The sequence below is a fragment of the Amycolatopsis thailandensis genome, from assembly GCF_042723255.1.
Classification (GTDB): Bacteria; Actinomycetota; Actinomycetes; order Mycobacteriales; family Pseudonocardiaceae; genus Amycolatopsis; species Amycolatopsis thailandensis.
In genome coordinates this window covers 1-15,699 of the sequence record NZ_JBHXJK010000051.1, presented here as the reverse complement: position 1 = coordinate 15,699, position 15,699 = coordinate 1, and the positions used below count along the sequence as shown (strand labels likewise).

Below are 15,699 nucleotides of genomic sequence, written 5' to 3'. Positions count from 1 at the left end.
TCGCCGGGTCCAGCCCCGGTCCGCCGTTGCACCTCCCGTCCCCCACTTCACGCATGGAGGCTCCAGTGGCACCCCGACCACCGTGGCGCGCGCTTGTGACGTGTGCCGCCGCGACGGCGATGACCCTCGCCGTCCTGCCGGCCCTCCCCGCCGGCGCGGCACCGACAGACCACGAATCCGAAGCCGCGACGATCTCCCAAGGCGCCGTCGAGAAGAACCACGCGGGCTATTCCGGCACCGGGTTCGTGAACTTCGACAACGTCGTCGGCAGCTATGTCGAGTACACGGTGAACGCCGCGCAGGCCGGAACCCAGACACTGACTTTCCGCTATGCCAACGGAACCACGGTCGACAGGCCGGTCTCGCTGACCGTCAACGGCACGTCCGCCGGGACACTGTCCTTCCCCGGCACCGGCGCGTGGACCACCTGGAAGACCGTCACCAAAGACGTCGCGCTCGCCGCCGGGGCCAACAAGATCCGCACCACCGCGACGACCGCGGAAGGCGGTCCCAACGCGGACAAGCTCACCGCGAGCGGAGTGTCCGACGCCGAAGCACCGACCCCGCCCAAGAACCTGGCCGCCAAGGACGTCAAGGCCCGGAGCGCCACCTTCACCTGGGAGGCCGCGACCGACAACGTCGGCGTGGTCCGCTACGACGTCATGCGCGGCGGCAACGTCCTCAAGAGTGTCGACGGGAACACGCTCACCGCGACCGTCGACAACCTGCAGCCGAACACGGCCTACGACATCTCGGTCGGCGCCTTCGACGCGGCCGGAAACCCTTCGCAGCAAAGCAATGTCGTACAGTTCACGACGCCGTCCAGCGGGGACACCACCCCGCCGACCGTGCCGGGGAACCTGCGCTCGACGTCGGTGACCGCGAACAGCGTCTCCTTGGCGTGGAACGCTTCCACGGACGACAGCGGCACCATCGCCGGCTACGACGTCTATCAGGGCACCGCGAAGGTCGCCACGACGCCGTCCCTCGACGCCACGATCACCGGGCTGACGGCGAACACGTCGTACACGTTCACGGTGAAGGCCCGTGACCTCGACGGCAACGCCTCCGCCGCGAGCACCGCGTTGACCACCAAGACGAGTGGGAACGCGGGTGGCGGGATCCCGGAGTACGACAAGGACGTCACGAAGGTCGACCTCGCCTGGTCGGTCGGCTTCCTGCCGGACGGCAGCGCGCTGGCGACCGAACGGGACCGGTTCGAGATCCTGCGGATCACGCCGTCGGGCGAGAAGACCACGGTCGGCAAGGTTCCCGGCGCGGTCGGCACCAACGGCGAGGGCGGCCTGCTCGGTATCGCGATCTCCCCGAACTACGCCACCGATCACGCGATCTACCTCTACCACACGGCTTCCGGCGACAACCGGATCGTGAAGATGACCTACGACAACGGAAAACTGTCGTCGACGTCGACCCCGGTGCTCACCGGCATCGCGAAGAACCGCTACCACAACGGCGGACGGATCCGCTTCGGCCCGGACGGCAAGCTCTATGTCACCGCCGGCGACGGGCAGAACAAGGACACCGCGCAGAACAAGGGTTCGCTCAACGGGAAGATCCTGCGGGTCAACCCCGACGGTTCGGCGCCGAACGACAACCCGTTCTTCTCCACCGGCGGCAACGCCCGCTACGTCTGGAGCTTCGGGCACCGCAACCCGCAGGGGCTGGCGTGGGACTCGCGCGGCCAGCTGTGGGCATCGGAGTTCGGCGACGGCAAGCTGGACGAACTCAACCTGATCCAGAAGGGCGGCAACTTCGGCTGGCCCCAGTGCGAAGGCACCGACGGCAGCTGCGGCGGCACTGTCGCGCCGAAGAAGACCTGGCCGACCAGTTCCGGCGGGCCGAGCGGGATCGAGATCGTCAACGACTGGATCTACGTCGCGGCCGTCACGAGCGAGCAGCTCTTCGCCACCCAGATCAACGCGGCGGGCAACGGCGTCGGTTCGGTGCAGTCGCTGTTCTCCGGCCGCTGGGGCAGGCTCCGCTCGGTCACCAAAACCCCGGACGGCGGCCTGTGGGTCACCTCGACCAACGCGGACAAGAACGGCGGTACGCCGAGCGGGATCGACAACGTGGTGGTGCGGCTGAAGTTCCCCGGCGGAGTCCAGCCAGGAGCGTTCAAGCTGGCCAGTTCCGCGTTCGCCGACAACGCCTCCATCCCGGACAAGTACACCTGCGCCGGTGACGGCACCGCGGGTCAGGACACTTCCCCGCCGCTGGCATGGGGTGCCGGGACCACCGGCGCCAAGGGATACGCGATCGTCTTCGCCGACGTGGCCAACAACGGCAACAAACTGCACTGGGCGATCTGGGACGTCCCGGCGTCCGCGGCGTCACTGCCCGAAGGCCTGGGAACGGGCTACACCGTCCCGAACCAGAACGGCGCGAAGCAGAAGGCCATGGGCAGCGGGGCGAACACGCAGAAGTACTTCGGCCCCTGCCCCGGCGGTTCCAGCCATCCCTACACGTTCACGCTCTACGCGCTGAACACGGCGACCGTGCCGGGCTTGTCCTCGTCCTCGACGATGGCGCAGATCGAGACGGCGATCAAGAACGCCTCGACGGCCAACGTCAAACTGCGCGGCAACTCCAAAGCCGCGTCCTGAGTCACGGCCGGGGTGTCCGGAGCGGCGCCGGGCACCCCGACCGTATCCAGTGTGAACTGGAGAGACGCCACCTCGTCCGGGATTTCCCGGCGGGGTGGCGTTTTCAGTAGGCTTCACCGGGTGAAGGACTGGACGTTCTGCCCGCGCTGCGGCGACCGGACGAGGCTCGCCGGCGAAGGCGAGGACACACACGCCGAGTGCCCCGCCTGTGGCTTCACCAAGTACGACAACCCGCTGCCGACCACGGTCGGTCTCATCCTCGACGGCGACCGGATCCTGTTGCTGCGCAGGGAACACGAACCCCGGAAGGGCAGCTGGGACACCGTCGGGGGCTTCCTCGCCGGCGCCGAGACAGCGGAGGAGAACCTCGTCCGCGAAGGACTCGAAGAGATCGGCTGCGAGCTCCGGAACCTGCGCTTCGCCGGGTCGTACTCGTCGGTCTACGGCGACACCGGTCTGAAGACGATCGGCCTCGCCTTCACCTGCGAGCTCCCGCCGGACGCGGAAATCGTGCTGTCGGAAGAGAATTCCGAATACGCCTGGTTCCCGTTGGCCGAACGCCCGCCGCTCGCCTTCGCCGACTGCGAGGCCGCGGCCGCCGCGCTCACCAGCCGAACAGGTTCCGCATGATCCGCGAGCAGCGTTCGGTCATCGCCGCCGCGTCCTGATCCGGCTGGTCGATCCACCAGCTGATCAGCGAATCGACCACCCCGGTCCACACCTGCGCGATCGCCTCGATGTCGCGGTCGTCGTCCAGCCCTCGCGAGTGCATCAGCTGGGCGGCACCGACCAGCGCGAACCCGTCGAGCCGGTAGCGATAGTCGACCGCGACCCCGGCGATCTCCCCGGTCGAGGGCACCGTGGGGTCACGGAGCAGCTTCCACGCGTACCGGTCGTTGTCGAACGTCCGGAAAATCGCCGAGAGCACCGCCAGCGGCATCCGCTCGGGCGGTTCACCCTCCTCCGCCATCGTCTCGGCGACCCCTTCGGTCAGCCGGTCCCCCGCCCGGTGCAGACACGCGAGGTACAGCCCGTCCTTCGAACCGAAGTACTGGTACAGCAAGGGTTTCGTGACGCCGACCCGGCGGGCGATCTCCACCATCGACGCCCCGGCGTACCCGTTCTTGCCGAATTCCTCCGTCCCGGCGCGCACGATCTGGGTTTCCCGCTCTTCGCGGGGCACCCCCTTCGTGCCGACGGCCCTTGCTTCTGTCACGGCCGGTATCTTACCCTGAGGTAAATGACCCTAGGGTAAGTTACCTGAAGGTCAGATAACCGGGGGCGAGCCAGGGAGAGGTGCGGTGGCGGATTTTCTTGCCCATCTGAGTGACCCGGTGCTGATGGCGACGCCGGTGTTCCTGCTGTTCGTCGCGATCGAGATCCTCGCGCTGCACGTGCTGGGCCACGACGACAACGTCATCGGCTACAGCGTCAAGGACACCCGGACCAGCATGTCCATGGGCGCGGTGGCGGTGGTGATCAACGGCGTCTTCCGCATCGCCATGCTGTTCGTGTTCGCCGCGCTCTACGAACTGGCGCCGGTGAAGTTCAGCCCGCACGACTGGTGGACCTGGGTCCTGATGCTGCTGGGTCAGGAGATCGTCTTCTACGCCTACCACCGGGCGAGTCACCGCGTCCGGCTCATGTGGGCAGGCCACCAGGTCCACCATTCGAGTGAGCACTACAACTTCTCGACAGCGTTGCGGCAGAAGTGGACCCCGTACTTCCAGCTGCCGTTCTGGTCGATCCTCGCCTTCGCCGGCATCCCGCCGTGGATGATCCTCACCGGACTGTCGATCGATCTCGTCTACCAGTTCTTCGTGCACACCGAGAAGATCCGGAAGCTGCCGCGCTGGTTCGAGTACGTGTTCAACACGCCTTCACACCATCGTGTGCACCACGGCAGCGACAAGGAATACCTGGACGCGAACTACGGCGGCATCCTGATCATCTGGGACCGGATGTTCGGCAGCTTCGTGCCCGAGGGCAAGCGCCCGACCTACGGGCTGACCAAGAACGTCGAGTCCCACAACCTGCTCAAGGTCGGCTTCCACGAATACGGCTCGATCCTGCGCGACGTCCGCGCGGCCGGGTCGTGGCGGGACAAACTCGGCTACGTGTTCGGGCCGCCGGGCTGGCAACCCGCTGAGGTCAGGGTGGCCTAGCCCAGCGCGGCGGAGAGGACCTCGCCGGTCCGGCGCTTGGCGAGGTAGAACGCCGCCTCGTGCGGTTTCGCCCCGTTGTCGACGGTGTAGCCACTGTCCAGGACGCCGTCGGCTCCGGGGAACAGCGGGCCGAGGTCTGGTTTCGCGGCGACGAGATCGTCCCGGTCGGCGAGGTTAACCCAGCTCGCGACGCCGGGCGGGACGGACGGCGGTTGCGGGCGGGTCCGTTCGTAGACCACCGTGCGCAGGCCCAGCGGCGACCCCAGGGTGAGCAGCAGCGGCAGCGGGCGGCCGTGCAGATGAGCGGCTTCGTAGGCGACGACCGAGCCGAGCGAATGCCCGATGATCGCTTCGGTCTCCGGGCCGATGTGCTCGGCGACGCGATCCTGCACCTGTTTCCGGATCGTCTCGTCGGTGAGGTACAGCGTCACCTGCTTGAGCGCCTTGACCACCACGCGCTCGGCGAACGCCACCCCGAGCCTGGCGAACGGCCGCAGCCGCATCAGCGCGTTCAGCACCGGCCGGACGGCCGCGCGGACCCCTTGAACCTCGTCGGAAGTCCCGCCGAGGTGGGCCAGATCGGTTCGCGCTCGTTCCCGATCGCTTTCGCGGGACGACCGGGAGGCCGCGTTCCGGAGCCACTCCCCCGCCAGCGCCTCCGCGAACTCCCACTCTTCGACGGTCAGTTCGTCGGCACCACCCTGCTGGCCGTCGCGAAGGAAGAGGTCACCGTAGAAGGCCATCCGCGCGTCACGGGGCCGGGAGTCGCGCCACAGGGTGTCGGCCAGCGCGGGATCACCGGCGAGCCGGACCCCGCCCGCCAGGCTCGGCAGCCATTCCGCCTCGAGGGTGTCCGCGGACTTCTGCTCCTGGGCGATGCCGTGCACGAGGACGATCCGGGCCATGGCGCACAGTATCGCCGAAGTGCTTGCCGGTGCACCGCCGATGAGACAAAGTGATCTCCGTGGGAGAGCGGAGGTCGTTGGTCGTCGCGTCGCAATGCGATTCGCTGAATCTTCTTTCGTTCCTCCCCGACGTCGGACACGACGTTTCGACGGCCTTGCTCGATCCCGGCATCGGCGGCTGTGTCCCCGCGCTCGCGGACGGCCGGGGACTGCTCGTCGACCCGACGATGGTGGAACTCGACGACGCGCTGGTGGAGGCGTTCGAACGCGCGTCGGAGGACGAGGCGACCCTTTTCCTGTCGCTCGTCGGGCACGGCGAGTACGCCGACGACGACTTCTACTTCCTCACCAAGGAAACCAGCCTGCCGGTGGACAGCCGGAAGTCGTTCCTGTTCGCCCAGCGGATCAAGGAACTGCTCGGTCGCTACTCGACGCTCGACGGTCTGGTCATCCTGCTCGACACCTGCCACGCCGGGATCGGCGCGATCCAGGCGGGCAGACGCTGGTTGCGGATCGTCGGCGAAGCGGGCAGGCGGTTCGACCTGCTCACCGCGTCCGACGACCGGGTCGCCGCGAACGGCTGTTTCAGCCGTTCCCTGGTCACCGTGCTGCGTTCGGGGCACACGAGTTTCGGCGAGCACGTCCGCTGCGCGGATCTCAAACGGGTCATCACCGGGTTGTGCCCGGCACAGACCGCCGTCCATCTCGGCTTCGACGGCACCCGCGAGATCATCGGCGCGGATCAAGGCCTGTGGCTCACGCTCAACTCCTCCCCCGCGTGGCGTCGTTCGCCGCTGGCAGGCAATCCCGCGGCTCCGGACATCGAGCGGCTGACCGAGAACTACCGGCAGAAACCGGAACTCGGGGAGACCGTCGGGCATCTGCTCACCGGGGCCCGCCTGGTCGCGATCGCCGGAGAGGCCGGTGCCGGGAAATCGGCGACGCTGGCCGCGCTCGCCCGCCCTTCGGTGGCCGGATCCTATGTGCCGCCGGACTTCCTGCACGCCGTGCTGTTCGCCACCCGCGGGCAGACCGCCGAACAGCTCGCCCGGGAACTGGCCCGTCAGCTGCGGCACACGATCCCGTGGTTCGCCGAGTCCCGCGAGGCGTTCCTGAACGGTCTCGACGACAGCGCGCGGAACGGCGCAAGCGCTTTCGATCTGGAGATCCTCGGACCGCTCCGGACGGTCACTCCACAGTGGACGGACAGTCCGGTGCGGATCGCGGTGGACGGGCTCGACGAGCTCGACACGGTCGTCGCCTCGCGCCTGACCGGCCTCCTGTGGAGCCTGTCCACCGACCCTGACCTGTCGTGGGTGAAGACGGTGGTGGCGACGCGGGCTCCGGAGAAGCTGCCGTCCGCGACCGTGGTGCGCCTGATCCCGACGCCCGCCGTGGATCCGGCGATCCGGCCGATGGAACGAACCCGCCCCGGGCCACGGCCGCCGCACGACTTTCCTGGCGGGGGTAATGGCGACTCACCGACGTCCCCGAGACTCACCCCGGCGACGCTGATCGTCGACGTCCCCGGCCGGGCTCCCGTCCACCACGAACTGTCCTACGGGTTCACGACGCTCGGCCGCAGCCGTCGCGCCACCCTCCAGCTCGGTGACTCGCGGGTTTCCCGGATGCACTGCGAAATCCGGTGGGACGGAACGACGGCGTGGCTGACCGACCTCGATTCCGCCAACGGCACCTTCGTCGACAAGCGACGGGTCCTGAACGCCGAGCTGGCGCATCGCGACGTGGTCCGGGTCGGCGACTCGACGGTCACCTTCATCAGCGTCGGCCAGGAAGAGGAATGGCCCGAGGCCGACGAGGACACCGGCTCGCTGCCCGCACCCCGGCCCGCACGGGCGGTCCTGCTGGACCTGCTGTGCCTCGCTGCCGGCCGCGGCCCGATCCCCATCTCGATCCTGACCGAGGCGAGCGCCCTGAGCGGCGGCCCGGACAAGGTGGTGCACGTCCGCGACGTCCTCGCCGGTCTCCGCACCGCCGTCCGCCGGACTCAGCCGGGTCTGCCGTCCGAAACCGTGCTGTGGACCGGCCCCCTGCCCGAGGTGACCCCGAACCTGCACGCCCGCCTGGCGGTCGCGATGTCGGAAATCGAACCGGCGACCGGGGACGACGAGCCGACGCCGGAACAGGCGTACGCGGCCACCAACGAAGCCGAGTTCCTCTGGCTCGCGGGTCTGCACGAGGACGCGCTCGCTTCCGTGGAGCGGCGGGCGTCCGGCATTCCGGTGGAGAACCGGGAGACCTGGGCGATGTGGGCGCGGCGGGCGGAGCGGGAACTCGGGGAGACGCATCGGATCACGCTGCGCTGCGAGGCTCGGCACGCGACTTGGACGGGCAAAGCGGGTGACCTGGCGGGAGCACTCGCACTGTTCGAGGCGCTGTCCCCGATCGCCGTCGACACGTTGGGCGCGGGTGACGAGGACGTACTGAGCATTCGCAACAACGTCGGTCATCTGCTCGGCGAACTGGGACGCCCGGAGGATTCGCGGGCCGCTTTCGAAGCCCTGGTCCGGGACGCGACCGGCGCGCTGGGCCCGAGCCATCGGGAGACCCTGCACGCCCGGCATCTCCTCGCGGTCGCGACCGGCAAGACCGGCGACGGCGCAGAATCCTTGCGGTTGAGCCGAGAGCTGCTGCCGAGAGCCAAGAACGCGCTGGGCGACGACGCGATCGTCATGCACGTCCGGCACAACATCGCCTTCTGGAGCGCCCTGACCGAGGGCGCTCCTCCGGCGGTTCAGGAGTACGAACAGCTGTTGACCGAAGCCCGGGAACGGCTGGGCGACAGGCATCCCGACGTCCTCGATCTCCGATTCGGGCAGGCACTGGTTCGCGCCGAAGCGGGCCAGGTCACCGAAGCACTCTCGGAGTGGGCGCTGCTCTTGGAGGACTCCCTCGAGATCCGGGGCGAACGGCATCCGGAGACGGAGAAGGTCCGGGAACAGCTGGCGCACTGGCGTCCGCGGGAAGCTTGACCCACGCGTTTAGTCCTCTGGATGCGGTACTTGCGCGTGCAACGACCGCATCCAGAGGACTAAACGCGTGAAGGGGGTCAGGCCTCGTCTTCTTCCAGCATGTCCGGGGTCACCGCGGATTCGGTGTCCGGGATGCCTTGTTCCTTCGCCTTCTTGTCGGCCATCGCGAGCAGCCGGCGGATGCGGCCGGCGACGGCGTCCTTGGTCATCTGCGGGTCGGACAGCTGGCCCAGTTCTTCGAGCGAGGCCTGCCGGTTCGACAGGCGCAGCTTGCCCGCGGCGAGCAGGTGCTCCGGGGCGGACTCGCCGAGGATGTCCAGCGCGCGCTCCACGCGGGCCGCCGCCGCGACGGCCGCGCGGGCCGAGCGCCGCAGGTTGGCGTCGTCGAAGTTCGCGAGCCGGTTCGCGGTGGCGCGCACCTCGCGGCGCATCCGCCGCTCTTCCCACGCGAGCACGCTCGTGTGGGCGCCGAGGCGGGTCAGCAGGGCGCCGATGGCGTCACCGTCGCGCACCACGACCCGGTCCGCGCCGCGGACCTCGCGCGACTTGGCCTGGATGCCCATCCGCCGCGCGGCACCGACGAGCGCCAGCGCGGCCTCGGGGCCGGGGCAGGTGACTTCGAGCGACGACGAGCGGCCGGGTTCGGTGAGCGAACCGTGTGCCAGGAACGCACCGCGCCACGCGGCTTCCGCGTCGGCCACGCCACCGGACACGACGGCGGCGGGCAGTCCGCGCACCGGGCGGCCGCGCTGGTCGATCAGGCCGGTCTGCCGGGCGAGTCCCTCGCCGTCCTTGACCACCCGGACGACGTACCGCGTGCCCTTGCGCAGCCCGCTGGAGGAAATGACGTGGACGTCGGACTGGTGTCCGTACAGTTCGTGGATCTCCTTGCGCAGCCGCCTCGCCACCGACCCGGTGTCGAGTTCGGCCTCCACCACGACGCGGCCGGCCACGATGTGCAGCCCGCCCGCGAATCGCAGCATCGACGCGACCTCCGCGCGGCGCGGGCCGATCTTGGTGATCTCCAGCCGGCTCAGCTCGTCCTTCACGGCGGCGGTCATCGCCATCGCTGCCCCTCCATACCTTCAGCTCCTCCCCCGGTGAGACCGAGAGCGTCTCGCATACAGCCCGCGAGCGCATCAGGATCATGCCGCCCCGTCACGACCGGGTCAGCCACCGCCCCCAGCAACGCCCGCGCGCCGAGTTCCCCGGCCGCGTCCCGCAACCGGGCTGGTGAGGGCACCGAGTCCCGATCCGCGATGACCGCGTCCACCCTCAATTCCGGGGCGTGTTCGAAGAGTACGTCCAAATGCTTCTCCGGAGAGAATCCCGCCGTCTCCCCCGGTTGGGGGATCAGGTTGAGGATCACGACCTTCGTGGCCTCCGTTCGGAGCAACGCGTCGTGCAGGTCCGGCACCAGCAGATGCGGCAGCACACTGGTGAACCACGACCCCGGGCCGAGGAACACCACATCCGCGCCGAGGACGGCCTCGATCGCCTCGGGACACCCGCGCGGCGGCCGGTCGGCCTGCCCGGTCGGGTGCAGGCTGATCCGGTGCACCTGCCCCGGTGTCGTCGCCACCGCCACCTGACCGCGGATACGCCGGAGCGCCTCGGGGTTCTCGGCGTCCAGCCCCGAGACCTCACCCTGGATTTCCAGCGGTTCGGGTGACATCGGCAGGACCCGACCGGAGATGCCCATCAGCCTGCTCGCCTCGTCGAGCGCGGCGACCGGGTCGCCGAGCACCTCGAACAACCCGGCCAGCAACAGGTTCCCGACCGCGTGCCCGGCGAGCGCGCCGTCACCGCCGAACCGGTGCTGGAACACCTCCGCCCACAGCGTTCCGCCGTCTTCGGCGGCGAACGCGGCGAAGGCCTGCCGCAGGTCGCCCGGCGGCAGCAGCCCGAGTTCCCGGCGCAGCCTGCCGGACGAGCCTCCGTCGTCCGCGACGGTGACCACGGCGGTGACCTGCGAGGTCACCCGGCGCAACGCGGTGAGGGTGGCGTGCAGGCCGTGCCCGCCCCCCAGTGCCACCGCTCGCGGCTCGCTACTCGCGGCCAAGGTCGCGGTGCACCACCTTCACGGCCATACCGTCCTCATTGGACAGACGCTGGGCGAGTTCCTCGGAAATGGCGACGCTGCGGTGCTTCCCGCCCGTGCAGCCGACGGCCAGCGTCAGGTACCGCTTGCCCTCACGCTTGTAGCCGGCACCGATCAGGCGCAGCAGCTGGTGGTAGCGGTCGAGGAACTCGTCCGCGCCTTCCTGGCTGAGCACGTAGTTGCGGACCTCGCCCTCGAGGCCGGTGTGGTCGCGCAGTTCCGGGATCCAGAACGGGTTCGGCAGGAACCGGACGTCCATCACCAGGTCGGCGTCCATCGGCAGGCCGTACTTGTAGCCGAACGACAGCACGGTGACCCGGGTCTGCGTGCTGGCCTCGGAACCGAAGGCGTCCTCGATCTTGGCGCGCAGGTCGTGCACCGAAAGCGACGACGTGTCGAGCACGAGGTCGGCCTCTTCCCGCAGCGGCTCCAGGAGTGTGCGCTCGGCGGTGATGCCGTCGGCGAGCCTGCCGTCACCCTGCATCGGGTGCCCGCGGCGGACGGCCTCGAACCGGCGCACCAGCACCGCGTCGGTCGCTTGCAGGAACAGCACGCGCGGCTTGTAGCCCCGGGCGTCCAGGTCCTTGATGACCGAGGCCAGGTCGTCGGTGAACGCGCGCGAGCGCACGTCCATCACCACGGCGACCTTGGTGATCGCGCCCCGCGCCTGCGCGCCGAGCTCGACCATGGTGGCGATCAGCTCGGGCGGCAGGTTGTCCACCACGAACCAGCCCAGATCCTCCAGGCATTTCGCGGCGGTACTGCGGCCCGCTCCGGACAGCCCGGAAACGACCGCGACCTCCATCCCCGATCCGCGGCCTTCTTCTTGCGCACTCACGATGGTCCCTTCCCCGATCACGTACTGGACTCCCCCGCCGCCGACGACGTCTCCCCTGCGAGTGCCGCGACGACCGCTTCCGCGGTGCGCCTGCCGAAGCCGGGCACCGCCTCGATCTCCTCGAGTCTCGCCTCGCGGAGTTTCTTCACCGAGCCGAAATGCTTGATCAGCGCGGTACGGCGAGCCTGCCCCAGTCCCGGCACACCGTCCAATGCGGACACCTGCATCCGCTTGGACCGCTTCTCCCGGTGGTACCGGATGGCGAAGCGGTGTGCCTCGTCACGCAGCCGTTGCAGCAGGTACAGCGCGTCGGAGGTGCGCGGCAGGATCACCGGATCGGGATCGCCCGGCAGCCACACCTCCTCCAGCCGCTTCGCCAGGCCGACCACGGCGACGTCGGTGACGCCCAGTTCGGAGAGCACGTCCGCGGCGGCGGTGGCCTGCGGGCCCGCGCCGTCGACGACGAGCAGATTCGGCGCGTAGGCGAACTTGCGCGGCTTGCCGGTCTCCGGGTCGATGCCGGGGCGGTCCGGATCGACCTCGACACCCTCGGCGTTTTCCTTGAGATACCGGGAAAAACGGCGGCGGACGACCTCGGCGATCGACGCGACGTCGCCTTCCTCCGCCGCCTCGCGCAAGGCGAAACGCCGGTACTCGGACTTGCGCGGGATCCCGTCCTCGAACACCACGAGCGACGCGACCACGTCACTGCCCTGGATATGGCTGATGTCGACGCATTCGATGCGCAGCGGCGCGGTCTCCAGCGCCAGGTAGTCCTGCAGTTCCGCCAAGGCGGCCGAGCGGGCCGTGAGGTCACCGGCGCGGCGCAGTTTGTGCTGGGTGAACGCCTCGCCGGCGTTGCGCGTCACCGTTTCCGCGAGCGCGCGTTTGTCGCCGCGCTGCGGCACCCGCAGGCTCACCCTCGAACCGCGCAACCCGGAAAGCCAGTCGCCGAGCGCTTCCGCGTCGGCGGGCAGTTCGGGGACGAGCACCTCGCGCGGGACCGGCGATCCGAGTTCGGGATCGTCCGCGCGTTCGGCCTCCTCGCCGTAGAACTGTGTGAGGAAGTGGTCGACGAGGTCCTTGACGTCCATCTCTTCGGCCTTGTCGATCACCCAGCCGCGCTGGCCGCGGACCCGGCCGCCGCGCACGTGGAAGACCTGGACGGCGGCTTCGAGCTCGTCGTGGGCGAAGGCGACGACGTCCGCGTCGGTGCCGTCGCCGAGCACGACCGCCTGCTTCTCCATCGCGCGCCGCAGGGCGCCGAGGTCGTCACGAAGCCGGGCGGCGCGCTCGAACTCCAGCTCTTCGGAAGCGGCCGCCATTTCCTGTTCCAGGCGGCGGATCAGCGCGTCGGTGCGGCCCGCGAGGAAGTCACAGAAGTCCTCGACGATCGCGCGGTGCTCGTCGGCGGAGACCTTGCCGACGCACGGAGCGGAGCACTTGCCGATGTAGCCGAGCAGGCAGGGCCTGCCGATCTGGCCGTGCCGTTTGAAGACGCCCGTCGAGCAGGTGCGCGCGGGGAACACCCGGAGCAGCAGATCGAGCGTCTCGCGGATGGCCCAAGCGTGCGCGTACGGGCCGAAGTACCGCACGCCCTTCTTGCGCGCGCCGCGATAGACGTGCAGGCGCGGGAACTCCTCGTTCATCGTGACGGCGAGCATCGGGTAGCTCTTGTCGTCGCGATAACGGACGTTGAACCGCGGGTCGAACTCCTTGATCCAGTTGTACTCCAGCTGGAGCGCCTCGACCTCGGTGCCCACCACGGTCCACTCGACGCTCGCCGCCGTGGTCACCATCTGGCGGGTGCGCGGATGCAAGCCCGTGAGGTCGGCGAAGTAGGAGTTCAGCCTGCTGCGGAGGCTTTTCGCCTTGCCGACGTAGATGACCCTCTTCGTGGCGTCACGAAATTTGTACACGCCAGGGGCGTCCGGGATGCTCCCCGGCGAGGGACGGTAGGTGGTCGGGTCAGCCACGTGGTCAAGCCTATGGGGCACCACCGACAGTCTTACGAGCCCCCGTCCTAAGCCGGGCTCCGGTCAACCCTTCGAGTGGCCGTTCCCACGATCCGGTCCGTATTTCACTACGTATACCGACCTAAGTCGGGTATTGGGCCGGAACCGACGTTCGTTGGTTCCTAGCGGGTGAACCGGGTGATTACTTTCCGTCCCAGTTCCACTTCACTCGGTTCTTCGTCAGATGACGCTCGAAAGGACTCCTGCACCGTGAGCCGTCTTCGCACGCTGGGCGCCGCCACACTCGCCGCCGCAGCCCTCACCATGACCGCCGGCGTCGCCTCCGCCGGCACCCCGACCGGTGTCCAGCCCAACATCGTGGGCGGCGGCACCGCCCCCACCGTGAGCTGGGGCGCCCAGGTCTACGTCAACACCCCCGGCCGTCAGTGGGACGGCTTCAACTGCTCCGGCAGCGTCATCGCCCAGCGCTGGGTCCTGACCGCCAAGCACTGCCTCGACTCCGACGGCAGCGGCATGCGCGTCCGCGTCGGCAGCAACCAGCTCCAGGGCGGCCGCGTGATCGCCGTCGACCGCAAGGTGTCCTCGCCCGCCGGCTCCGACATCTCGCTGCTGCACCTGGCCTCCGACGCCGGTGTCACACCGATCAGCCTGGCCAGCTCGAACCCGTCGGTCGGGTCGACCAACCAGCTCTACGGCTGGGGCCGTGAGACCCCGACCGGCCCGCCCGCCTCGGCGCTGAAGGTGGCCAACGTCCGCGTCAGCGGCAGCTCTTCGGACGCCTACGGCGGCCCGGCGATCCAGAGCGTCGGCATCAACGGTTCGGCGTGGAAGGGCGACTCGGGCGGCCCCCAGGTCTCCAACGGCGTCCAGGTCGGCGTCGCTTCGACCGTGCAGAACCAGAGCGGCTCGAACACCCGCGGCACCAACAACTACGGCAGCGTCGCTTCGGCCCGCTCCTGGATCCGCACGACCGCCGGGGTCTGACCTCACACCCCGGTGGGGCCCCTCCGAGACGCGACCCGTCTCGGAGGGGCCCTTTCGCGTCCGGGTGTCGGTGGGGTGTGGGACGCTCGCGGGCATGCGGATCGCGACCTGGAACGTGAACTCGATCGGGCCCCGGCTGCCGAGGGTGCTGGAGTGGCTCGGCTCGGCCCAACCGGATGTGCTGTGCCTGCAAGAACTCAAGAGCGGCACCGACGCCTTCCCCTATGACGCCGTGCGGGAAGCGGGTTACGAGACGGCCGCGTACGGCATCGGGCGCTGGAACGGCGTGGCCATCCTGTCCCGCGTCGGCCTGGAGGACGTGACGCGCGGCCTGACCGGCGAGCCCACCTTCGAGGACAAGACCGACGCGCGGGCCATCGGCGCGACCTGCGGCGGGCTGCGGCTCTGGTCGGTCTACGTGCCGAACGGCCGCGACCTCGAGAACCCGCACTACAACTACAAACTCGCGTGGCTCTCGGCGCTGGAAGCGACCGTGCGCGAGGAGCAGGCGCGCGGATTGCCGTTCGCCGTACTGGGTGACTTCAACATCGCGCCGACCGACGCGGACGTCTGGGACATCGGTGTGTTCGCCGAGTCGACGCACGTGACCGAGCCGGAACGGAAGGCCCTGGCCGCGCTGCGCGACCTCGGCCTGTCCGACGTGTTCCCGCGGCCGCTGAAGTACGACCACCCGTTCACCTACTGGGACTACCGGGCCGGGAACTTCCCGAACAACAAGGGAATGCGGATCGACCTCGTGTACGCCGACTCTCGAATCTCCGGCGCGGTGACGGATTCCTATGTGGACCGTGAGGCGCGGAAGGGGAAGGGTCCCTCGGATCACGCGCCGATCGTGGTGGATCTTTCGCTTTGAGGGCCTTCACACCTCCCCCAAGTACGTGAAGGCCCCCTTCATTGCGCTAGGCGCAGTGAAGGGGCCTTCACGTACTTCAGGCGACCAAGGTGCCGAACCGCGGAGGGCCGGGTGGGTCGTGAGTCTGGAGGCAGGCGAAAACCCGTACCGGATGTCATGAAAGGGTCGTTCAGGACGAAAAACGTCTTGAACGACCCTTTCATGACATCCGACGGTGAGCCACTGGGGTACGTGAGCCC

General features: G+C 69.0%; 12 protein-coding genes. 6 read left to right on the top strand and 6 right to left on the bottom strand.

All coding sequences use genetic code 11. The features are described 5' to 3' along the window. Positions 1-119 precede the first annotated feature (119 nt). Complete coding sequence (locus ACFWMR_RS21275; protein ID WP_378379624.1) at positions 120-2,624, top strand: PQQ-dependent sugar dehydrogenase; 2,505 nt, start codon at positions 120-122, stop codon at positions 2,622-2,624. Between the two features lie 120 nt (positions 2,625-2,744). Beyond that, entirely contained in the window at positions 2,745-3,254 is a 510-nt protein-coding gene (locus tag ACFWMR_RS21270) for an NUDIX domain-containing protein (RefSeq protein WP_093934246.1), read from the top strand. Here ACFWMR_RS21270 and ACFWMR_RS21265 read toward each other — a convergent pair. Further along, the gene (locus ACFWMR_RS21265) at positions 3,229-3,840 is read right to left on the bottom strand and encodes a TetR/AcrR family transcriptional regulator (protein ID WP_244199666.1); all 612 of its coding nucleotides are present in this window, start codon (positions 3,838-3,840) and stop codon (positions 3,229-3,231) included. The two genes, ACFWMR_RS21270 and ACFWMR_RS21265, sit on opposite strands and share 26 nt — an antisense overlap. A gap of 85 nt (positions 3,841-3,925) precedes the next feature. Here ACFWMR_RS21265 and ACFWMR_RS21260 point away from each other — a divergent pair, with 85 nt between their 5' ends. Further along, entirely contained in the window at positions 3,926-4,789 is an 864-nt protein-coding gene (locus ACFWMR_RS21260; RefSeq protein WP_378379601.1) for a sterol desaturase family protein, read from the top strand. On the opposite strand, the gene ACFWMR_RS21255 is transcribed toward ACFWMR_RS21260, so the two are convergent. Further along, positions 4,786-5,694 (bottom strand): hypothetical protein, encoded by a 909-nt coding sequence (locus tag ACFWMR_RS21255; protein WP_378379600.1) that lies wholly within the window; start codon positions 5,692-5,694, stop codon positions 4,786-4,788. The genes ACFWMR_RS21260 and ACFWMR_RS21255 overlap by 4 nt on opposite strands. A 77-nt stretch (positions 5,695-5,771) precedes the next feature. Here ACFWMR_RS21255 and ACFWMR_RS21250 point away from each other — a divergent pair, with 77 nt between their 5' ends. Further along, the gene (locus tag ACFWMR_RS21250; protein ID WP_378379623.1) at positions 5,772-8,687 is read left to right on the top strand and encodes an FHA domain-containing protein; all 2,916 of its coding nucleotides are present in this window, start codon (positions 5,772-5,774) and stop codon (positions 8,685-8,687) included. Positions 8,688-8,764: 77 nt separating this feature from the next. Here ACFWMR_RS21250 and whiA read toward each other — a convergent pair whose 3' ends face one another. From whiA to uvrC, 4 genes are read right to left on the bottom strand one after another with little or no spacing between them, the layout of a single operon-like run. After that, the gene (gene whiA, locus ACFWMR_RS21245; protein WP_005152315.1) at positions 8,765-9,754 is read right to left on the bottom strand and encodes a DNA-binding protein WhiA; all 990 of its coding nucleotides are present in this window, start codon (positions 9,752-9,754) and stop codon (positions 8,765-8,767) included. After that, positions 9,745-10,749, bottom strand: coding sequence for a gluconeogenesis factor YvcK family protein (locus ACFWMR_RS21240; protein ID WP_308436844.1), 1,005 nt, complete (start codon positions 10,747-10,749; stop codon positions 9,745-9,747). The genes whiA and ACFWMR_RS21240 overlap by 10 nt, the downstream gene beginning before the upstream one ends. After that, a complete protein-coding gene (rapZ, locus tag ACFWMR_RS21235) occupies positions 10,736-11,593 on the bottom strand; it encodes an RNase adapter RapZ (protein WP_101606758.1) in 858 nt (285 codons plus the stop codon). Before rapZ ends, ACFWMR_RS21240 begins: the two co-directional genes overlap by 14 nt. A gap of 50 nt (positions 11,594-11,643) precedes the next feature. After that, positions 11,644-13,602 (bottom strand): excinuclease ABC subunit UvrC, encoded by a 1,959-nt coding sequence (gene uvrC / locus ACFWMR_RS21230; protein ID WP_378379599.1) that lies wholly within the window; start codon positions 13,600-13,602, stop codon positions 11,644-11,646. A gap of 249 nt (positions 13,603-13,851) precedes the next feature. Here uvrC and ACFWMR_RS21225 point away from each other — a divergent pair, with 249 nt between their 5' ends. Together ACFWMR_RS21225 and ACFWMR_RS21220 are read left to right on the top strand one after the other, a co-directional pair. Continuing rightward, positions 13,852-14,586, top strand: a complete 735-nt coding sequence (locus tag ACFWMR_RS21225) for a S1 family peptidase (protein WP_378279143.1) — start codon at positions 13,852-13,854, stop codon at positions 14,584-14,586. 94 nt (positions 14,587-14,680) lie between these two features. Beyond that, positions 14,681-15,460, top strand: a complete 780-nt coding sequence (locus ACFWMR_RS21220; protein ID WP_378379598.1) for an exodeoxyribonuclease III — start codon at positions 14,681-14,683, stop codon at positions 15,458-15,460. Positions 15,461-15,699 lie beyond the last annotated feature (239 nt).